Below are 22,661 nucleotides of genomic sequence, written 5' to 3' on the forward strand. Positions count from 1 at the left end.
GGTAACTAAGTACCTTGGACCATTTTTTACGCTGAAAATAAAAATCAGCTAACAGGTAATTAAGTTGGCCAATAACATTGTCATCGCCTTGGCGCTCAATGGCTTTAATCAGTGATGTGGCGTTAATTAAGGCATTATTATCTAATAGCAGCTTAATTAAGGAGATAGTTTCTAGGCTATCGTAGTAGTGCTTGAGCAGTGACTGATTACGGATTATTAAGGCAACGGCTTTTACTGAATTATTGCTTTCACTATTACTTTTACTTTCATTGACTAGTGCTTGGTTCACTGTCTGGTTCACTGTCTGGTTCACTGTCTGGTTCACAGCTTGAGCAAGCGCTTCAATGGTATTAAATCTAGCGGCTTTTAATGAAGGTGTTTTCACTAGGTCATCATAAAATTTTTTGGTAAATTCTTGATGTGCCTTATCAACCGACTCAAGCTGTTCTTGATAACTATCAATTTCATTCGCTGCATTATTTGCCTTGGCATAAGTACAGGTAAAAATGCCTAAACTAATTAGGCTTAAGCTAACTAAGCCTAATCTAGCTAAGCCAACCCTCGTTAAGCAAAGCCTAATCAAGAAAGGGCTAGCTACAAAAATGTTGCTGTAAGTGAGTTTCATTAAAAGTACTTCATTAGATGTTACTGAATTAGCAGCATCACAGGTTATTAATTGTTAGTTTGAACTGGACTGATAAAAATAGTGAAAAACTAATAAAGTGAACTTAGCAGTAGTAGCAACTAAAGCGCTCAGTTACTACTACTACTGCTATTCACATTAATAAGTCGTCAGCTTATTTACTGGTTATCTGGTAAGTAAACAAACCTTCTTCAGTAACATTGACTTCTATATGCGATATTTGCTCGTTATTAGAAAGTTTAGTTAAACACTCAACCGCCATTTCAGGTAATAAGGTACGGGTTAAAATATTTTCAATATTACGCGCCCCGGTATCAACTTCCTGACTTCTCGCTAAAATGTGTAACATCACTTCATCGTCATAACTAAAGCTGGCGTTGTAATGTTCTTTAACGCGTTTAGCTATACGGTTCATATTGATTTTACATATTTGCAGTAAGTCCTCATCACCTAGTGGGTAATAAGGAATAACTGTGGTGCGGCCAAGGAATGCTGGTTTGAAATAGTTTAGCAATTGTGGTCTAAAGTTATCTAATAACACTTCCGGATCCGGTCGCTCTTCACTCTGCGCACAAATGGCACGGATATGCTCTTCACCAGCATTTGAGGTCATTATGATAATGGTGTTTCTAAAGTCGATATCACGACCTTCACCATCTTTGATGGTACCTTTATCAAATAAGTTATAGAAAATATCTTGCACACCAGGATGCGCTTTTTCCATTTCATCCAGTAAGATAATACTGTGCGGTTTTCTACGCGCAGCTTCGGTTAAAACACCACCTTCACCGTAACCGACATAACCGGGAGGAGAGCCAAGCAACATAGAAACTTTATGCTCTTCTTTAAACTCTGACATATTGATGCAGGTAATGTTTTGCTCGCCGCCATACAGTTCATCAGCAAGGGCAAGGGCGGTTTCGGTTTTACCAATACCACTTGAGCCAACCATAAAGAACACGCCAACAGGTTTACGAGGATCCGTTAAGCCAGCACGTGATGTTTTGATACATTCAGCTATTGCTTCTAAAGCATGGTCTTGACCAATAATACGTTTTTGTAAGGTATCTTTTAGAGCCATAATTGCTTTGATTTCGTTTGAAACCATTTTACCAACCGGGATTCCGGTCCAATTAGCAACAACTTCGGCAATAGCCTGACTACCCACGTTAACTTGAATCATAGGTTCATCGCCTTGCAATTCAGTTAGGCTTGCCATCAACTCATGTAATTCTTGCTTAGTGGCTGCAATCTCATCGGCAGTTAATAATTTAGTCTCAGCTTTATCATCAGTGTTTGTCGATATTTCAGCATCAGCTTTAGTATTTTCAGCTATTTCATTGCTAGTTGGCTTAATTTTTTTAGCTGATCTCTCTGACTTATCTGACGCAGTTAGGCTCTGCTCGATTTGCTGCTGAAAGCTGTGGATTTTAGCAACTAGGGCTAGTTCTTCTTGCCACTGCGCTTCTTGTGATACTAATAATTCGCTCAGCGAGGCTTGTTCTGCATTTAACTCATCAATAGTTTCTTGATGGTCACCTAAGGTCGCTTGCTCACGCTCCAATGATTTAACTGTGGTTTGCGCTTGAGTAATATTACGGCGAGTATTTTCAATGGCTTCTGGGGTTGAACTTTGGCTCAAAGAAACCCTAGCACAGGCGGTATCGAGTAGACTTACCGACTTATCAGGCAATTGGCGTGAAGTAATATAACGGCTTGATAATTTAACTGAATCAACAATCGCTTCATCCATAATGCGGACACCGTGATGGTTTTGTAATACTTCCGCTATGGCGCGCATCATATTGATGGCCTTTTCTTCGCTTGGCTCCTCAATTTTCACCACTTGGAAGCGTCGTGTTAAGGCAGGATCTTTTTCAAAATATTTTTTATATTCTGCCCAAGTCGTTGCCGCTATGGTGCGTAACTCACCACGGGCTAAAGCGGGCTTTAATAAGTTAGCCGCATCGCCTTGGCCTTCTTTACCACCGGCACCAATTAAAGTATGTGCTTCATCGATGAACATAATAATAGGTTGTGGCGAGGCTTTAACTTCAGCAATCACAGACTTTAAACGATTTTCAAACTCACCTTTGACACTGGCACCAGCTTGCAATAAACCTAGGTCTAAGGTGCGCACACAAACATCTTTTAAGGCATCAGGCACATCACCAGCCGCAATACGCAGGGCAAAACCTTCCACTACCGCAGTTTTACCAACACCGGCTTCACCGGTTAAAATAGGGTTGTTTTGACGGCGACGAATTAAAATATCAATGATTTGTCTAATTTCTTCATCACGTCCTAAAATCGGGTCGATTTTGCCTTGTTTGGCCTCATCGGTTAAGTTGATGGTGAACTTATCTAATGATGGTGTTTTGCTCGGAGCACCCATAGCTGGCGCGCTGCTGTTCGAGGTGTCGCCCATCGCGCTTGATAGTGACTCAGCGGTAGTACCGACAATAGCGCGGGTTACTTCGCGTAATGATTCAGGTTGAATTTTCTTTAACTCACCCGACAATGCTGACGTTGATTGACGTAAAGTATCATCAAGCATTAAGGCCGTTAAAATATGAGCAGAAGTTGCTACGCTATGACCATATTCCACGGAAGCTAGCATCCAAGCATTTTTGCTGATATCAACAATACTTGGTGATAATGCCGGTGCTCTGGTATTGCCACCTTTAATCCGGTCTAATTCTCGGTTTAAGTCTTGATGAAGTTTGCCTAAGTCGATATCAAATTTATCAAAAATCGCCAATATATCACTATCGGGTACTTCCAATAATTTTAATAACCAATGTTCAATTTCGACATTATAATGAGTACGTGAAAGACAAAGTCCCGCAGCTCCTTCTAGCGCATTGCGAGAGGTTTCATTCAACCTACCGACTAATGATTTTAAATCAATTGTAACCATATCTATTCCCTTTTTTCACGTGATGTTAATTTATACACATTTCATTAAATTATTGCCCACTTGTTCACCAGTACTGTTAGTACTAACAAACGCCTTGTACATTGTCGCAGCATGATACGCCGCAAATTTTGGTGAAACTTTTTTGTGTCTGATCTTGGTTATTGTTTTGCGTTTTATGGTGTAGGTTTTTAAACTCACCGACACCACCTGCTCTAAGCACCCATTGGATCTCATCATCACCTAAATAAGCGGTGCCTGAAGAGTAACAAGGTAGTTTTTCATAATTGTTATTAACTCGCTCTTCATGGGTTAACGCAGCGTATTGGAAAAAATCTTTTAGCTTTTCTGGGCTAACATAAAAACCTTTACAAGCCTCGGCCATTTCAGGCCTTTCTATGATACTTTCACCTTGTGCCAGCACGGTAATATCCGTTAGCTCATTAGCAGCTCTGCTAGAGCAAGCACTGATCGTAGTCATAGCTAACAAAGCTAATAGCGAATAAAGTCGCCTTAATGGCAAACGTTGTTTGTTACTATTTCGGTTAGAATTTATCATCTGTTACCTCACCGAAATCGGTATATCTATCACAGTATTGTCACCACTAGTATTACCGTATTCAGCACCTGATGGCTTACTAGATAACCAGCTGGTCCAGCCTAAAATGGGTTTGTTTTTAGCCGAAAAACTCACCTTACTAGGCCTATCTTTTTTTAGCGTACGCAAGATAAAACTATAATCATGTTCAAAGCCTAGATACAGGCGAACAAGTTCATCCAACGCTTTAAGATGAGGAGTTTGTGGAGTGAACTGCTTTAATTGCTTAGCAGTGAGAGGCCCCAAAATAATATTTATTTTACCCTGAGCGAAAAAGCCTTTTTTGCCTAACATGACCGTTTTGCCTAATTGATTATTTTGTCCAGCATCACCGTTCATGGGCATTCTTGTTCTGACATCGTCAATCAAGGGCTGCCATTGACCAACAAATTCTTTTATCTCTACCGGTAAGTTAAAGTGACTTTCAAGAATTTGTTTGAGACCAGAGGCTGTGCGCACCGAGCTACTTAACAAGCCGGCATAACGCAGTAATGATTCATCTTTGGTGTAAAGGCGATCTGTTAGGTTAGCTGTGCCTAAACCAATCAATGACAGTAACATTTTGGTGAAATTATCTGTTTTAGCCTTACTGCTGTCGGCCCTACTTTTTTGAGTGCTATTCGTTTGACCCTTACTAGTTAGGGTCGAACTGTTATTTGCTAAACGGCAGCGTTCATATTCTAGTGGCGCAAAGTATTTAACCGAGGACTGAAAAAATAACGATGCAGTTCGGTGATTAAATAAATTAAAGAACTCACTAATGGTTTTGTCTTTAAGTTTTAAGCGTTTTAATACCGTTTCAGTATAGTGATAAGGCAGTACACCATTACTACCGGTTAAACCAATAAAGTTCAGCTCCATTTTCCATTGATTATTTTCTTTATTGTCTTGATACAAGGGTTCAATAGATGAAATTTCAGCGGAAGGAAATGATAGCGATTGGCGGCTGGTAAAGCGTATGCATTCAGATTGAGGCGGCATAAAGCGGCCCACAGATTGAATTGCCGAAGTTTCAACCATGTCGTTATAGTTATTGCTGCGCTCAATTACCCTAACAGCCTGCTTAAAGGAAAACAGATAAGGCTGCTGAGCTAATTTATCAATTACAGTAGTATTTTTTCGCCAGCTCGCGGTGGACATTTCTTTAAATAGCCTTCTTTATTTTTTGTTTTTATCAGTAATCGGGTGAAAGAGTTAATCGAGCAATACAAGCCAAAAAAGTGTTCCAATACGGTCGAAAAAAGGAAGACACTACTGCCGCTAAGTAACGAGTCATCGATATTTACTGTGATTTCGATACCGCGACACATGGCGGTATGCCCATCAATCGTCAATGGCGCACTTATCGGTTTAGCTTGTACTTGGGTAATCGACTCTATTAAGGTACGGGTAACCGCAGAGCCTTTAAAATCATATAAACGTAGTATTTCTTTTAAGGCTAAGCAGGCGTCACTGCCACCTGTTATTGATAAAAAATTCAGGTTTAAGTGAGAAATTAATCGCCATCTAGCATGATCTCGAAGCGGTGGTCTAATCACCGCAGTAGGCTGCATTAAGTAACGTATTGCTGAACACGGTGGCGCACTGTCGGTACATTGCAGTTGCGACTCACCCACTGAATAGGGCAGTTTTTGCGGCAAATCTCTATTACTGCAGGTGGTTTCAATAGTGATGGTGCGATCTTCTGGGATATTTGGATTAAAGGATAAATCCACTAAGGATAAAAACACATCAGTGCCTTCATCTCTATCATAAGTATCAAGTTTTGCATTACGACGGGCAGCAAACCAAAAGGCATGAGAGTTACTTTCTTGTTGCTCGTGATTCATGCCATAAAAGGGCAGGAAATCAACATCGTCGCCGTAATAAGAAGACGCAGTCACTTGGTCAATACTATAAACTTCATAGCCAGTTGAGCGACGTGAGTCAGGGGTAACTTTATATTCGTGTTGGGTATGTTCAAGTTTTATTGGGTCTGCGCTGTGGGCAAATAAATTGACTACCGGTGTACAACCTAGATTAAATGTTGCCTTAGAAATATTATGCTCAAGTTCAACATTGCTCTCATTGAGGTAGATATAAAAATCTAAGCTATCACTGTGATGCTCAGCTAACTTATCTGCCAAGCCAACAATATCAATAAACATAAACTTTTCCGGAAAGGCGAAATACTCGGTTAATAACCGGTAACCAATAAAAGAAGAGTCGGGGTAGGGCAACATGCCTTCACTGGTGGAAAACCCTACGGGTTGAATAGCCTTGATGCCCAAATCAACAGGTTGAGTGTCTTGCTCTGAAATTGCCATAAAGGTACGATTACAATCATTGAGCAACATCTCATACAGCGGGTTAATATGTTGCGCTTGCCCTTTAAGATAAAAACGTAGTTTGTCGACGTCTAAATCTGCGAAGTTTATATCTTTAGAAAATGTCTTCAGTGACAGCTTAAGTACACTTTCTGCGCCTCTAATCTTGGCAGAGCCCGGGGTAAAAAAGGGCTTAGCCATTAAGCTTGCTGATACAACTTCAATAGGCAATAAGGGGATTTCATAACTGGTGGTAAAGCGGCAATTCTCACCTTGAAATTGTGTGGTCTCTAATAAGGTGCCACTGGCAATGGTGTAATTTGAATCTAACTGCTCCTTGTCGGCAACAAATTGCACAATCGACATAGCCGGAATAGGACGCTGATAATGCGGGTACAAGGTACCAAGCAAAGCATCACTTATTTCAGGAAAATCATCGTCTAGTTTATGTTGAATACGGGCATTTAAAAACGCAAAACTCTCGATTAAACGGGAAACATGTGGATCTTCAATGCTGTCATTATTAATGCCTAAACGCGAGGCAATCTTAGGGTGCTCTTTAGAGAACTCACCACCAAGTTGGCGTATATAGACCAACTCTTTTTCATAAAAGGGTAATAGTTCATCGGACATAGTTAAACTTCCTTAACGCTAACAGCGCGCATTAAATAGCAAGGCAGAGTCAAGCATAGCGTCATAAACACACGTTTCTGGAATAGTTCGTTAGGCATAATTAAAGTTCCCTAACGCTAACTGCACGTGTGACAGAGTCAAGCATTGAGTCATAGACAACAACTTCTGGCAGAGGATCTGCGTAAATCACAGTATCAATACGAAACCGTAAGGTTCTATCTACGTTGTCGGCGTTTTCAATAAAAGAGACACTGACTGATTTAAATCTAGGCTCATAACTTTTCAAGGTACTTTCTAAATGAGTGATAAATTTTTTGCGTCGCTCAATATCCATGATGTTGACTGTGGCAAGATCTGGCAAACCATAATTAAAAATAGATTTATCAACTTCCGCCAAATCACTGCTCGGTTGTATTAAGTGAAAACGGGTATTTAATAGCTGCTCTAAATCTCTGCGAATACTGCTGCGTAACTGTTTTAATACTTGATGATGCTCCAATTTTTTCTCTACTTGATTATGGGGTTCATCATCAAAAAGTCGGTCTAAAATTGAAGGTCGTAATTTTTTATCTTTATCAATACGTGCCATGGTTACTTCCTAAAAGAGGCTAGTTCAGTCACTAGCTCCAGCTCTGAAACCATTTGGTCTAGCTGATAATGGGGTTGTATGTGGATAACACATAAATAATGGCCCGGTTTATTTGGGTGCTCTTTCACCCGAACATAGCCTTCTTTTAACGGGTATTTTGCTTGTTCTTGCCAGTCTAGATCTTCACTACCCGTGGTGTATTTCATCAACCACTGTCTGATGTAATCTTCACATTTTTCTGCGCTGATAAAAGAGCCAACTTTGTCGCGCACCATTAATTTAATAAAATGAGAAATTCTCGCGCCACACAATACATGCTGCAGCATAGACGATATCTTTGCATTGGTATTTACATCTAAGGTGTTGTATTTTTTAGGCTTATGTATCGACTGATTATTATAAAATGTGGTGTAAGGTGATAAATAACCTTGGCAAAGGGGGATAAATCCTAGTTCACTAATATTCTTTTCAATAGCATCAGTAATAATGACATTAGTCGTTGGTTTAAAGGCAATATCGTTGGCATCGGTGGCATGGCTATCTACCGCTAATTCTTTAAAAACACCACCGGAAAGTTGATTTCTCGGCGCGCCACGAATGTGGCCAAACCAACCTATATCGGCAAATTCTCTAATTAAAATACAGCCAAAAGCGTAACAGGCATTGCCCCAGAGGTTGTTCTCACCATTTGCAGCACTTTTTTCATAAAAATTAATGCCTTTATAACTGCCCATAGTTGTTTGGTAAGGGCGGCGCATTAATATCTTAGGTAAAGCTAGGCCAACAAAGCGGGTATCGGCAGACTTTCTTAAAGTATTCCACTTGATGTATTCCGTTTGGGTAAATATTTTCTCGTAATCTATCGGTTGACCTAAACCAGAAAAATCATCCATACCAAACAAGTCACTGGCGGCAGCAGCGATAAAGGGTGAAAAAGACGCTGCGGCTATTTGTGCTATGCCCGCTAAAGTAGAGATATCATCGGTGGGATGTTCTTTACTGATGCGGTGACTAATTTCATAATCACCAATAATGGCACCATATGGCTCACCACCTGGCGTGCCGTATTCATCACTGTATATTTTTTGAAATAGTTGGCTCTGATCAAATTCCATGGCTTTGCTGATGTCTTTAACTACTTCGGTCCAGCGCATATCGAGCACTTTTATCTTAATGCTGCGATAACCTTCCGCTTGTTTAACTAATAGCCATAAGCCGCGCCATGAAGCTTCAAGTTTTTGCAGTCTAGGCTGATGGATAATATGATTTACTTGCTCATTTATTTGATCATCAAGATCAGCAACCAGTCTAAGTAAGGCATTCCTGACGGTTTTAGCCGATGTCAGTTTACTTTTATCGACAAAGTGCTCAATGCAATACTGCAAAGCTTTAGTATCGTCTTTTTCATCGAGTAGTTGCGTTAAATTAGTAAGGTAGGCGGGTTGTTCTAAGACCTCATCAAAAGCTACCGAATCAAGACGTGCGGTATCACGTTGTGCTGGCGTTGGCTTGCTCATGAGTACAGGTGAATAGGCCACGTTAAAACTTTCTTGATAATAAAATGAGGGGATAAAATTGTTTTACTGATTGGCTAAATGAGGAAATAAATAATTTAGGTACTGGTTGTCGTTGCACAGAAAAACAAAAGTACGGCAGCTTAAACAGCGTAACCGTCATCAATTTTTGTGTATTTTCGGCAAAAACAGCAGCCTGCTTCATTATTTATTCCCTTAATAGTCAAAATGATACCAAATGACTTTAACAGGCAAAAGGTATCAATTTATACAGATCAATTAGCTAGATTTTGGAATTTTAGCTACTAGTCTAAGGGAAGCACTTAACTCTTCCATTTGTAACCAAGGGCATAAATGTGCAATAGCACTATAAACACCTGGCTGACCTGGCACTTCTTTTACTTCCACTTTCGCTTCTCTTAATGGGTAACGTGCTTTCATTTCAGCACTAGCATCAGCACTATTATTTACATAGCTGTTAATCCACTTGTTAAGCCACTCTTCGGCTTCTGAAGCTTCAATAAATGAACCTATTTTGTCACGACCCATTACTTTTAAGAAATGTGCAATACGTGAAGTCGCCATGATATAAGGTAAACGTGCTGAAATTTCATAGTTTGCCGTTACATCTGGATCATCAAATTTCTTAGGTTTTTGTGTGGTTTGTGCACCAAAGAATACCGCGTAATCAGTATTTTTATAATGACATAGTGGTAAGAAGCCTAATTTACTTAACTCTGCTTCACGACGATCGGTAATACCAATTTCTGTTGGACACTGTTGATCAATATCACCATCATCACTAACAAAAGTATGACTTGGTAAACCTTCAACTTTACCACCACCTTCAGCGCCACGAATGCTAGTACACCAGCCATATTCTGCAAATGAACGGGCTAGGGTTGCGCCCATAGCGTAAGCTGCATTCATCCAACAGTAATGGTCGTGTTTGCTTTGGCGTTGTCTACCGTCATCGCCGAGTGTACCTTCTTCAAAGTTGAAGGCTTCAATTGGCTTAGTATCTTGACCATAAGGTAAGCGAGCTAATACACGAGGCATAGTTAAGGTGACAAAACGTGAATCATCACTATCACGGAAACTACGCCATTTAGTGTATTCTGCAGAATCAAAGATTTTTTCTAAATCACGTGGTTTGGAAAGTTCGGCAAATGATTCAAAGCCAAACATTTCTGGTGCTGTTGCTGCAATGAATGGACAAAAACCTGCTGCGGCAATATTAGAAATATTTGATAATAAATCGATGTCATTTGGATGAGAAGAAAACTCAAAATCACCAATTAATGCTGCATAAGGTTCACCACCGGCGGTACCAAATTCACTTTCATAAATCTTTTTGAACGTTTGGCTTTGATCAAACTCAACCGCTTTTTCAAGATCTTTATAAATTTCTTTTTTGGTGATGTTAAGTACACGAATTTTTAATTGTGAACTAGTTTCAGAGTTCATCACTGTGTGATGTAAACCACGCCAAGAACCTTCCAATTTATTAAATTTTTGGTCTTGCATGATGGCAGAAAGCTGCGTAGATAAAGCGGCATCAATGGCATCAATAGCGGCATTAATGGTAACTGTTAAACTCTTATCCCAAGTTACAGTGCCATTTAGCGCTTCTTGAGTAAGGGTTTTTAATAACGCTTCGGTTTCATCTCTTGGCGTTTGCTTAGTGGCACTAATGGCTTGCTCTAAAAAACTCGCTTCTAGTACATTACCGGCTTCAGCCTGTGCTTGGTTGGATAAAGTTTCTTCTGCAGACATTATTTATCTCCCTCATTTTTTTCAGCATCAAGACCTAACTCGCCAGACAAAGAAGATAGCGCTTCGGTATTGTTGAGAATATTCTCTAAGATATCTTCTAACTCATCAGAGCGATCTGCTTTACTTAATAAATCACGTAATCTATCACGGGTTTGCAATAATTTTTTCAGCGGCTCAACTTGCTCAACAATTTTATGTGGTTCAAAGTCTTCCATATGATTAAAATCAAGAGCAATAGACAGTTCACTACCATCATCAGCTAATGTATTGGCAACTTTTAGGTTTAATTTTGGTGCTGTTTTTGCCATGATATCGTTGAAGTTGTCACGATCAATTTGTGAAAACTTTCTATCTTTTAAGGCCTTTTTATCTTTGGTGTTATCACCAGAGTAATCACCCATGACACCCATAACAAAAGGAATATCCTTTTTAGCTACTGCGCCGTTCGTTTCCACATCATAAGTAATGTGTACGCGAGGTTTCCTTACTCTTTTTAGTTTGTTATGAATACTTTCCGCCATGGTTTTTCTCCGTGTATAAAAAATTAAGTTTGGTAGTTACCGACAAATTTCACTATCAGTCTGGGCATTAACTGCTCACATTTACTGAAAATCTTTATGAGTCGTCAACACTTACTCCGGTAAGAGAGCTATAAGTATCTCTTGAAGAGGAGTCTGGAATAAGTTCTTTCATCAGCTCTTCAAGTGGCATATTTCCCCATTTCACTGTTTTCGTTAACATATACGAAATGGGCGAATGTGGCTCAGTTTTCTTAAAATATTCAGCAATAGTGTTTAGTTGCTTAAAAGCGTCATCTCGCGAATTTAATGCGTTAGTTACGGCATTGTTTTGGCTAGTGGCAGGACTGGTTGCTTGTTCATCCAATAGCTCGCTGTCACTTTCTTCTTCGACATCACTGGTGTCGGTGATAATAGGTAACTTTGCTTTAGCTATATGGTTAATAGCGCCTTTAGCATCTTGAAGAAGATCAATGATTTTACTGGTTGGTGGTGCATCATAGCTGCCACAAAATTCGGATAACAGCTTATCTATTGCTTGATATTCAGTTAAGCAAACTTCAATGTCTTGATATAAGTTGCTGTAGTATTCGCTTGACGAATTCTCGACAGCTTTGTCAATATTTTCCATTGAAAAGCCAACACGTTCTATTTGATCGTTCTGTTTTCGCTCATCAGAAAGGCGACTAATGTCTATGGCTTGTTGGTATTGCCATAAACTATAGGGCTCATAAGAAGCGTCTTCAGTGATAAATGAATTACGGATAGGACTTAATAACACGCCGTCTGCGCCTTCACCATTTAAACCGGCGATCGGGGCAACACGGGTTTCAATACCGTCTTCATCTTCTACTGGGTATAAACCTTGTTCCCAGAAATTTTCAATTAATTGTCTAATTAAGCTAAAGCCATCTTTAAGGCCTTGGAAGCCAGACTTACGCACTAAAGCCTCGGTAAGCCAGCAGGCAAGCTCAACATCTTTAGATTGTGTTGCTATGACTTTAGGCGCTAATAAAAATATCTTCTGCCACTGCTCATTTGCTTCGGTGCTATCACCATCGAACATATTATTTCGTTCGGCATCACGGGCGGCGCGTCGGGCATCTTTTATTTGCGAGTAATCGGATGAGTGAGCAGTATCAAGACGAAGATCATTACCAACGCTAAGCTCTCCTTCAATAGGGGCTAGCATGGCTGGAATATCAATTAGTGCGGGTGAGGGCATTGAATTTGTAATCTCCGTATTATTATTTTTAGTCCTTCTTACTGAGAAGATTATTATGGAATGGCTTTATTTGCAATAGCCCCGATAAATAATTATTAACAGCCTGATTACATTGTTAACCGACTGTTTCAATTAACTGTCAAAAATATGCTTTTATTGATTGAAAAACAATCATCAAAGGAAGGGGGTAGCGATGTTTATCTTGAAATACTTGCTTAAGTAAATATTAAGTTAAACATTGGCTTTTCGATGTTAATTTTGATAGCTTTTATCATTAATCATCTGTAATATGACTTGCAAATTTATCGGTTCTTTTACTGGGAGGTTTTATTAATATTAGGTGCTAAAGCCTATGAAAACAGGGTTTTATCCTGAACTTTATTTGACTTTATAAGCCTAACTTTATTGCGGAAATTGAATCAATAACTTAACGATAGAAGTAAGAACATGATGTTCTTTGATTAATGATGATGAGGTTCCCTTATCAAGGAATGATCTTATGGCAATTGAAATAACCATTATTAACTCACCAAGTAATGTTGATGTAGGCAAATCAAGCCATACATTTCCTGAAGCTGGTGGTACGCTAGGACGCGGCAGCAATAACCTCTGGGTACTAGATGATCCTAATAAATATATGTCATCTGTTCATGCCAAAATAGCTTGTGTCGCAGAGCAATATTTTCTCACAGATTTAAGTACCAATGGTACCTTTCTCAATGGCGCAGCTGAGCCCATTGGTAATGGTAATCAAGTTGGCTTAAACGATGGTGACCGTTTTACCATCAGTGATTATGAATTTATCGCTAATATCCCCAACGAGATGGCTAACGCAGATATCTTCCAAAGCGCGATTAACACTAATAGTAGTAGCGACCCTTTTGCAGAATTTTCTGGTTTCTCTGATATAAGTGCTGCAACCGCAGGACAAGATGATTTTCTCTCTCAAACATCATCAGGTAATGATCCTTTTTCCTCAGCTAGTAGTGATCCATTTGCTTCAGGTATTCAGCAGAGTAGTTCGATTAATAATCCACTGTCAGCATTTGACGCCGAACAAATTGATCCACTTGAATTATTAGACAGTGCCCAATCCGCCAGTGATCCTTTTGCCCAGCCAATAAATGGCCTTGATAGTTTTTCACCAGATGCTTTCTCTGCAGATAACTTTACCGCAGCAACAAGTACCTCAATTGAAAGTAATAATGCCGCCACAGATGCAATTAGTTGGCCTAAGGCCAACCAAGAAGCGGGCTTAATCCCTGATGATTGGGATGATGATGACCTGCTTGCTGATTTTCCTCCTGCTATGGCGCCAATCTCTGGGGCAAGTTCACCGTTTGAAACACCAATACCTGCACCAACGCCAGTAGCCGCACCACAAGCTTTTGCAGTGCCAATAGTTACAGCAAAGCCCGTTGCCGCACCAGAGCCGCAAATTAATGCGCTTCATGAACCTGCGCCGGTAGCAACTAGTCAGCATAGCGATGTCGCTTATGCCGCGCTCGAATTAAAGAACCAACAATTACAGCTTGAAGTGGCGCAATTGAAACAGCAATTGTTGCAAGTGCAATCAGTATCAGGTAAGTCAAGTTCACCAGCAAGTGGTAGTACTGAAACACAAAGTGTTGTTAATGCCATGGGTCTTGGTAAGTGGAATTTAGACGATAAGAAAGTGGCAGAAATCAATGACACTGTTGGACTGTTAATGCGCGAAACCATGCAAGGCATGATGCGGGTATTAAAATTTAGAAAGAAAATTAAAGAAGAATTTCGCATCAATGTTACTACCATTCAATCGGTTGAAAACAACCCATTAAAATTCTCTGCCAATATTGATGATGCTATGGAAAATATGTTCATCAAAGAGAACAATGCTTATAAAACGCCAGTTGCTGCGGTAAGAGAAGGTTTTCAAGGTATTGCCGAGCACCAGGTGGCGGTAATTGCCGGTATGCAAGCAGCATTTAGAGGCATGATAGAACGATTTGACCCCAGTAATTTAGAAAGTCGTTTTGAAAAATACAAGAGTTCAAGTTTGCTAAGCCTAGGGCAAAAAAGTAAGCGTTGGTCAGCCTATAAGGAATATCACCAAGGCTTAGTTGAAAACCTTGATGACTCTTTTCAACATTTATTTGGCTATGACTTTGTGCAAGCTTATGAAGATCAAATGCAGCGTTTAATCAGTGCTAGGCTATCGCCAAAGGATACTAACAATGACAGTAACAACGATGAAGCTATTAACTAATTTACGGAAAAATAATGAGCAGATTTAATTTCAGTACACTTAATTTAAGTAAAGCTAATTTCGGCAAACTTAATATCAGCAACCTAACTTTCGGGAAATTTACTTTCGGTAAGCTGAAGTTGGCTAAAGTGATTGCGATAGCAGCAATGGCTTTGTCACTTGCTTCATGTACCTCAGTAAACAGTAAAGTTGGTGGTTTCTTAGACCTTGATACCGATTTACAATTGAGCTTTGTGGTAGACAAAAGTGTCAACCCGGATGACAGTAAAGTATCGTCGCCACTCATTGTTAGAATGTATGAATTAAAATCTACCAAGGCTTTTGAAAATGCTAACTTTATCGACTTATATGAAAGAGACTCAGAGGTATTAGGTAAAACTATGATTACTCAGCAGTCGTTAAAGCCTATTCAGCCTAATGAAGATAGCACGGCCAGATTTGTCTTAAGTAAAGGCACAAAATATATCGGTTTATACGCTGAGTTTCTTCAATATGAAGATGCCAAATATAAAGTCATTATACCTGTGGCAGAAACTAACGTGGTTAGTTCAACAGCTAAGGTACAACTGTCTGAAAATAAGATGATAATCTTAAAGTAATCACCTTAAAGTAATCAGCTTCACTGGCAGCCAAATTATAAGTTACCAGTAAAGACTGAATGGAATAATAATAAAATAGCGGGATCTTATGTCATTAGATAGTAAAGTAGTTTGGTCAGAAGGGATGTTCTTAAATCCGCACCACTTCCAGCAGCAGGAACGTTACTTAGAAAAGTATATTCAAGGTAAATGTTCCGCAATGGGAGCCTATGCTTGGGGTATTAATCAACTGGATTTAGACCAAGAACTATTGAAATTAGGGAAAATATCGCTAATAAGATCTTCGGGTATTTTTCCTGATGGAACGCCTTTTAGCTTTCCTGATCATAACGATCGTCCAGACGTATTTGAAGTACCTGAAAATACTACTAATCAGATAGTTTATCTTGCTATACCGGTTAAGCGTCCAGGAGCACTTGAGATTTTATCTAATGATGAATCACAAGGTTTAGCTCGCTATTATTCTTCCAAACAGGCGATTAGAGATGTTACTTTTGATGGTGGGGAATCACTAGATATTGCTGTTGGCAAACCTAGATTAAGGTTGTTATTGGGCTCTGATGATTTAAGTGGTTATGCCACTATTGCTTTATTAAAAATTGTTGAAACCCGAGAAGATAAAAACGTCTTACTTGATGACAACTATATTCCTTCATGTCTAGATTGCTCAACCACGGCAAAATTATCAGGATTTTTAACCGAACTGGTTGGTTTATTACATCATCGCGGTGAATCTATTGCCGGTCGTTTAGCTGATACTCAGCGTGGTGGTACCGCTGAAATTGCGGACTATATGATGTTACAAATGATCAACAGATTAGAGCCTTTGGCTGCTCACCTATCAAAACTACAAAGTTTACATCCTCTCGAACTATACACAGAGCTAGTGCAAATGGTCGGCGAGTTTTCTACCTTTGTTACTGAAACTAAAAGGCCGCCAAGCTTTGGTGCCTACTTACATGGTAATTTGCAGCAAACATTTACCCCGGTAATGACCTCATTAAGACAATGTTTAAGCATGGTTTATGAGCAAACTGCAGTATCAATGCCGCTAGTTGAGAAAAAATTTGGTATTAGAGTTGCGCAAATTACCGATAGAAGTTTACTTAGCTCAGGTGTTTTTGTCCTGGCGGTACGCGCGGCAATACCAGAAAACAATTTACGCAATCAATTTCCTGCCACGGTTAAAGTGGGTCCAGTTGAGCGTATTCGCCAATTAGTGAATGCGGCTATGCCGGGTATTCCACTGAAACCTTTACCGGTTGCACCAAGACAAATTCCTTATCATGCCGGTTATTGCTACTTTGAGCTTGAACGAAATAATGACTTCTGGAAAGAGCTCAGCCATTCAGGGGGATTTGCCTTCCATATTGGTGCAGATTATCCAGAGCTAGAACTTGAGCTTTGGTCTATACGCCAGTAACTCACTTACCTCAAAGGAATGAAGATGTCAGTTGATAATCCAGATAAAACGGTATTTAGACAGCCCATTAACCGAGGTGATGGTACGGTAGTTCGTCCAATGCCCGGTGGGCGTGCACCCAGTAATCAAGCGCCACAGCCTGCGCCGATGCAGCAACCGTATCAACCTCAGCAAGCTCAACCTGTGAGTATGCCTAGAGCTAATATCCCCGATGATTTCTCTACTACTTGTGGATTAAATCCATTAGTGAATGCCGCTGCTACCTTATTAGCGGTATTTTCAAAAACGCGTGAATCACTCAGTCATCCCAATGTCGGTAGTTTACATCAACAACTTGATCGAGAAATAAAAGCCTTTGATATCAAGGCTCGAAATGCTGGTGTTAAAGAAGATACTGTCATGATCGCTCGTTACTTACTTTGTACCATCTTAGATGAGGCGGTATTAAATACCCCTTGGGGCGCTGAAAGTGCTTGGAATCAAAGAACTCTGCTCGGTATATTTCATAAAGAAACCGCTGGTGGTGAGAAATTTTTTGCCATCTTAGATCGTCTGCGTAATAGCCCTGCGGAAAATATTGATGCACTTGAACTGATTTATATTTGCCTGAGTTTAGGCTATGAAGGCAAGTATCGGGTTATCGCTCGCGGCAGAGATCAATTAGAACAATTACGTGATGACTTATTTCATATCATTCGTAGCTACCGAGGTGAGTATGAACGCTCGTTATCACCTTGTTGGCAAGGCCTAGCTAACTCTAAAAATACCCTTTCAAACTATGTACCCATGTGGGTTGTTGCCAGTGTGGTCGTTGGACTGATGGCGTTAACTTACTCTGGCTTTAGGTATTGGTTAGATCAATCCTCAGACTCAGTAAGTCAGCAGCTAACTGAGATCAAAAGCGAAAATAACCAAGTAGCAAAAGATTTGCCAGCAGCTAACTCACAATAAATAAGTCGCTAATAAGTAAGTCGTTTAGTTAAGTCGTTATAAGTAAGTAGTTTAAAAAATTATCTGAGTATTTAATGAAAAATATCATAGCTTTTTTTAAAAATAGAATTGTCATCTCCGCTTTTGGTTTAATCATCTTAGCGTTACTTATTTGGTTTATTGGCCCAGCGTTTAAATTTGGTGAAGACAATAGCGCACCCTTACAGTCAGAAAGCGCACGATTAATCACTATTTTAGTGATGTCATTATTGTGGGGCATCAATAACTTAAGAATTCAGCACCAAGAAAAACAAAGTAATAACAACCTAGTTAATGACTTACAAAGCGCTCAAGAAGACTCTGCAGGCGATATTATTAGCGAGCAAAAATCTGATGAAATGACCCAGATGAGCGAACGTTTTACACAAGCATTAACAACCCTTAAAAAGCTCAACTTTAATGGCAGTGGCGCTAAGTCGGCGTTATATGAATTACCTTGGTACATTATTATTGGTCCACCAGGCTCAGGAAAAACCACTGCGTTAGTGAATTCTAGTTTAGATTTCCCTCTTGCGGAGCAGTTTGGTAAAGGCGCTTTACAAGGCGTGGGCGGCACCCGAAATTGTGATTGGTGGTTTACTAATGATGCGGTATTAATTGATACTGCCGGCCGATATACCACCCAAGATAGCCATAAAGTGGTTGATAGCTCAGCATGGGAGGGTTTCCTTAAGTTACTTAAAAAACATAGACGTAGAAGACCAATAAATGGCGCTATTGTCGCTATTAGTATACAAGAGCTATTAACACAAACTGAAGAAGAACGCGCTAAGCACGCAAAAATTATTAGAACCCGTATAGACGAGTTAATGGAAAAACTTGAAGTACGTTTCCCGGTTTATTTGATGTTCACTAAGTGTGATCTCGTCTCAGGTTTTAGTGAGTTTTTCGAAGACCTAGGTAAAGAAGAGCGCGAACAAGTATTTGGTATCTCTTTACCTGATTCACCTGAGCCATCGAAAGCCCCTGATTTTGCCAAACTTAGCCAAGAATATAAAAATATCATTAAAGGCTTATATCAGCGTGTGCTGTTTAGAGTACATAACGAACGTGATATTAAACGCCGTAGTGCTATTCAAGGCTTTCCACAGCAAATGGAAAACTTGCAAGAGATGGTTGATAGTTTTGTCCAGCAAACCTTTGTACAAAACCGCTTTAGCCTACAGCCTTATCTCCGCGGTGTTTATTTTACCAGTGGCACACAAGATGGCACACCCATCGATCGATTAATGGCCTCAGTTTCATCTAACTTTGGTTTTACCAATAGCGGCAGTAACTCAGCATTACAGCAAGGGAAAAGTTACTTTTTAGGTAAGCTTTTTAAAGATGTTATTTTTACTGAGTCTGAGCTGGTTGGCGCCAATCGCTTTTATGAAAAAGTCATTAAATGGAGTCAGCGCGCGGCTTATACCACCATGGCTGGTATTTCTGTTGCTTTAGTGGTGATGTGGACGGGCGCTTATTCGCAACATGAAACTTACATGCATGAAGTTGAGGGCTATGTCGCCGAGTACCAAGAGCAAGCTAAAAACCAAAGCCGTTGGTCATCTGATATTCGCAATACCTTACCTACACTTAACGCCTTAGCGAAAGCCAGTATTGTTTATGATCAAGATCAAAATCCTTGGCTAAATAGTTTAGGTATGTATGACACCAGCGTTGATGAGGCGGCAAATGAAGCTTATCAAAGCCACTTAACCCATGTTTTTTATCCCAAATTAATAAAGTATGTTGAAATACATTTAAAGGGTAGCGGTAGCAATGAACAGCTTTACAGCGCCTTTAGAACTTACATTATGTTTAATAAGCTTGAACATATGGATAGGAAACTTGTTGAAGAATGGTTTTTAAACCAATGGCAAGAAGAGTTTTCTCAGCAAAGAGATAACAAACAGGCACTTGAAGCTCATTTAACTGCACTACTTGCTTTAACCATAAGGCCAGCAGAGTTAAATAAATCATTAGTTGTGTCAACTCGCCAGCGTTTATTACGTATGCCAATCTCGCAACGTATTTATCAACGCATTCGCACTACAGCGGAATATGCTCAGCCTATTAATATGCTGGCAGAAATGGGCGGCGCCGTACAAGACAGTTATCGAGTTAGCCCGGCTATCGAAGCTAAGCTAACTATTCCTATGCTATTTACCAAGGCAAGTTACGATGAAATAGACTTCTCAGCAGACTCAGACTTTATTGTCAGCATAGCTAACGAGCGTTGGTTACTGCATGATGAAGCTAAGCAAGAGGTTGCTTTTATTAGTGATGATCTTGATGACATCAGTAAAAAAGTAAAAGCACTTTACTTGGCCGATTATAATAAACATTGGCAGCAGATATATGATGCCTTAAATATCAAACCAGTTAAAAACATATTACAAACCAGTAATTTACTGAGCAGTTTTGCTGATCCAATTTATTCACCCATAGTGGCAATACTGAATGTCACTTCGAGCAATACTCAGCTGTCGAGCCAAACAGCCGCCAATATCTCTGATGACAACACTAAAGGCATTACTGGTGAATTAGCTAGCTTTGCTGCCTCAAAAACCAAGTGGACCACGGTTGATAAAAGGTATCGCAGTATTAATGTATTGTTGCGTGAGAGTAAAAAACAGCCTGCAGCGATAAACACCGCCTTGTTAAAAATATCTCAGCTGCAAGAAATGGTAAATAGTATCAGCTTAGCGTCAGACCCTAGCCGAAAAGCGTTTAAATTGGTTAAGGCTCGCTATCAAAATGGCGCTGATAATGCCATTACCGCGCTGCACTCTTACGCGAAAAATATGCCTAAGCCAGTTAAACGTTGGTTAACGAGTCTTGCCGATGAAACGTGGCGAGTAATATTGCGCTCTGCCCATCAACATATTAACAATGAGTGGCGCAATACGGTTTACCAACCTTATATGAACAGTATTGAAGGGCGTTATCCGGTCGCTAAAAATTCAGATAACGACATCGCCTTATTTGATTTTGTCGCCTTCTTCAAACCCAACGGTACGGTTGATACTTTCTATCAAGAAAATGTTAAACCTTTTATAACTACCCGCCGAGGCTGGAAAAATAAAACCATAGATAAGTACAACTTAGGTCTGTCAAAAGCGACCTTACTACAAATTCAACGTGCCTTAGAAATTAAGAACGTCTTGTTTCGAGAAAATGCGGAAACACCGAGTTTAGGCTTTAGCTTAAAACCGAATGCTATGCCAAAAAATAATGTCAGGTTTATGCTGGAAGTGGGTGCTAACCGAATTACTTACAGTCATGGCCCTAAGTTTTGGAAAACTCTGAAGTGGTCAGCTGACAGTGAACAAAGCCGAGTGCGCATTGTTTTTGAAGATTTAAATGAACAACAGCACAGTGAAACCTTTGAAGGGCCTTGGGCTTGGTTTAGGTTATTAGCGCAATCCAAATTAACCAAAACCAGTGAATCTAGTACCTATTTAGTGACTTATGCCATCTCTAATAACAGTGATGATGAAAGACAGTCTTTTGATGCAAGGCATAAAATATCTTATAAAATCAAAGCGAAAAGTGTTAATAATCCTTTTGAAAAACAATTGTTAAGCTTGTTTAAATGTCCTGAGAGAATCTAATGAACGCAGACATACCTTTAGGTTTATACGGAAAACTGCCCAGTTACGGTGACTTTGTCCACCGTAACCTACCGGCTAAATTCATCACCTCGTGGGATGAATGGTTGCAACTGTTTGTTGCCAGTTCAAAAGAGCAAATTGGTGAACCTTGGCTAGATATTTATTTAACTAGCCCTATTTGGCGCTTTGTTTTATCGGCCGGTGTTGTTGATGAAAATCATTGGGCCGGCATAGTGCTACCCAGCGTTGACCAAGTAGGGCGTTACTATCCATTTACTATTGCCATTCCATTAAATAATGACATTAACCCGTTAGAGTTTATGTCGACAAATGGTCGTTGGTTTGCCCATATTGAAGAATTAGCCTTACAAGCACTTGATGGTCAGTTTTCTCTGGAAGAATTGCTCGAACAAGCAAATCATCAAGCGACCATGGTGCCTATGGCCTACTTAAAGACAGGCCAACAGTTAGCAACAAGCAGTCAACATATTGATTTTCAGTTTGAAGAAGAGTTACCGATAAATGTCTATGCACATCTACTCGATAGCTTGTTCAGCTCAACATTAAATAGTTACAGTGTTTGGTCAACTACGGGCTCTGAGAATATATCACCTTGTCTTTTTACCGTGCAGGGATTACCACCCGCTAGCCAATTACCGGCAATGATTGATGGTAACTGGGCCCATTGGGGCTGGCCAAAAACCTATATAGCTAAATAACTTTCGAATCCTCATTTGAAACATATATTGAGAATAATACGGAAATTGAGAAAGAAGTAAATTATGAATGATGTAACAATAAGAAGACCACTTACCTGGGCGAGTGCGGGTGCCACGGATGTTGGCACAGTTAGACCTTTAAATGAAGATTCATTCCTGTGCCAGCCTGAAATAGGCTTGTGGACAGTGGCAGACGGTTATTGTTTGGCTGGGCATGACGTTTTTAGTCATGATATTGCTAATAGCACCAGAAATAACATACGGATAGCAAGTTAATGAATGACGTAACCATAAGAAGACCACTTACCTGGGCGAGTGCGGGTGCCACGGATGTTGGCACAGTTAGACCTTTAAATGAAGATTCATT

The 22,661-nt window shown here is 39.9% G+C and carries 17 protein-coding genes; 7 read left to right on the forward strand and 10 right to left on the reverse strand.

Translation table 11 applies throughout. The features are described from left to right. The 10 genes from HRT50_RS11555 to tssA all read right to left on the reverse strand — a co-directional run. The coding region (locus HRT50_RS11555) for a hypothetical protein (RefSeq protein ID WP_291614572.1) at positions 1-625 on the reverse strand (625 nt) is incomplete at its 3' end. A 172-nt stretch (positions 626-797) separates the two neighbouring features. Then, positions 798-3,563, reverse strand: a complete 2,766-nt coding sequence (tssH, locus tag HRT50_RS11560) for a type VI secretion system ATPase TssH (RefSeq protein WP_291614574.1) — start codon at positions 3,561-3,563, stop codon at positions 798-800. An 82-nt stretch (positions 3,564-3,645) separates the two neighbouring features. Further along, a complete protein-coding gene (locus HRT50_RS11565; RefSeq protein ID WP_291614576.1) occupies positions 3,646-4,119 on the reverse strand; it encodes a hypothetical protein in 474 nt (157 codons plus the stop codon). Between the two features lie 3 nt (positions 4,120-4,122). After that, a complete protein-coding gene (tssG, locus tag HRT50_RS11570; RefSeq protein WP_291614578.1) occupies positions 4,123-5,298 on the reverse strand; it encodes a type VI secretion system baseplate subunit TssG in 1,176 nt (391 codons plus the stop codon). After that, a complete protein-coding gene (gene tssF, locus HRT50_RS11575; protein ID WP_291614581.1) occupies positions 5,262-7,097 on the reverse strand; it encodes a type VI secretion system baseplate subunit TssF in 1,836 nt (611 codons plus the stop codon). The genes tssG and tssF overlap by 37 nt, the downstream gene beginning before the upstream one ends. A 100-nt stretch (positions 7,098-7,197) precedes the next feature. Beyond that, entirely contained in the window at positions 7,198-7,686 is a 489-nt protein-coding gene (gene tssE, locus HRT50_RS11580; protein ID WP_291614583.1) for a type VI secretion system baseplate subunit TssE, read from the reverse strand. 2 nt (positions 7,687-7,688) lie between these two features. Next, a complete protein-coding gene (gene tssC, locus HRT50_RS11585) occupies positions 7,689-9,224 on the reverse strand; it encodes a type VI secretion system contractile sheath large subunit (RefSeq protein ID WP_291614585.1) in 1,536 nt (511 codons plus the stop codon). A gap of 255 nt (positions 9,225-9,479) precedes the next feature. After that, positions 9,480-10,976: a type VI secretion system contractile sheath large subunit gene (gene tssC, locus HRT50_RS11590; RefSeq protein WP_291614587.1), complete on the reverse strand. Its 1,497-nt coding sequence runs from the start codon at positions 10,974-10,976 to the stop codon at positions 9,480-9,482. Further along, a complete protein-coding gene (tssB, locus tag HRT50_RS11595; RefSeq protein WP_291614589.1) occupies positions 10,976-11,497 on the reverse strand; it encodes a type VI secretion system contractile sheath small subunit in 522 nt (173 codons plus the stop codon). Before tssB ends, tssC (HRT50_RS11590) begins: the two co-directional genes overlap by 1 nt. A gap of 94 nt (positions 11,498-11,591) precedes the next feature. After that, complete coding sequence (tssA, locus tag HRT50_RS11600) at positions 11,592-12,719, reverse strand: type VI secretion system protein TssA (RefSeq protein WP_291614591.1); 1,128 nt, start codon at positions 12,717-12,719, stop codon at positions 11,592-11,594. A gap of 499 nt (positions 12,720-13,218) precedes the next feature. Here tssA and tagH point away from each other — a divergent pair, with 499 nt between their 5' ends. The 7 genes from tagH (at position 13,219) to HRT50_RS11635 (ending at position 22,570) form a co-directional block, all read left to right on the forward strand. Continuing rightward, a complete protein-coding gene (gene tagH / locus HRT50_RS11605; protein ID WP_291614593.1) occupies positions 13,219-14,967 on the forward strand; it encodes a type VI secretion system-associated FHA domain protein TagH in 1,749 nt (582 codons plus the stop codon). 14 nt (positions 14,968-14,981) lie between these two features. Beyond that, positions 14,982-15,566, forward strand: a complete 585-nt coding sequence (tssJ, locus tag HRT50_RS11610; protein WP_291614595.1) for a type VI secretion system lipoprotein TssJ — start codon at positions 14,982-14,984, stop codon at positions 15,564-15,566. Between the two features lie 88 nt (positions 15,567-15,654). Further along, positions 15,655-16,989 carry a type VI secretion system baseplate subunit TssK gene (tssK, locus tag HRT50_RS11615; RefSeq protein ID WP_291614597.1) on the forward strand — a complete coding sequence of 445 codons (1,335 nt, stop codon included), beginning with the start codon at positions 15,655-15,657 and terminating at the stop codon, positions 16,987-16,989. Positions 16,990-17,013: 24 nt separating this feature from the next. Beyond that, positions 17,014-17,940, forward strand: a complete 927-nt coding sequence (icmH, locus tag HRT50_RS11620) for a type IVB secretion system protein IcmH/DotU (RefSeq protein WP_291614599.1) — start codon at positions 17,014-17,016, stop codon at positions 17,938-17,940. A gap of 74 nt (positions 17,941-18,014) precedes the next feature. Further along, positions 18,015-21,575 (forward strand): type VI secretion system membrane subunit TssM, encoded by a 3,561-nt coding sequence (gene tssM / locus HRT50_RS11625; protein WP_291614601.1) that lies wholly within the window; start codon positions 18,015-18,017, stop codon positions 21,573-21,575. Beyond that, complete coding sequence (gene tagF / locus HRT50_RS11630; RefSeq protein WP_291614603.1) at positions 21,575-22,294, forward strand: type VI secretion system-associated protein TagF; 720 nt, start codon at positions 21,575-21,577, stop codon at positions 22,292-22,294. The genes tssM and tagF overlap by 1 nt, the downstream gene beginning before the upstream one ends. A 63-nt stretch (positions 22,295-22,357) precedes the next feature. Then, a complete protein-coding gene (locus HRT50_RS11635; RefSeq protein WP_291614605.1) occupies positions 22,358-22,570 on the forward strand; it encodes a hypothetical protein in 213 nt (70 codons plus the stop codon). Positions 22,571-22,661: the final 91 nt, after the last annotated feature.

Origin of the sequence: Colwellia sp. (assembly GCF_013215345.1) — a bacterium.
Taxonomy (GTDB): domain Bacteria; phylum Pseudomonadota; class Gammaproteobacteria; order Enterobacterales; family Alteromonadaceae; genus Colwellia.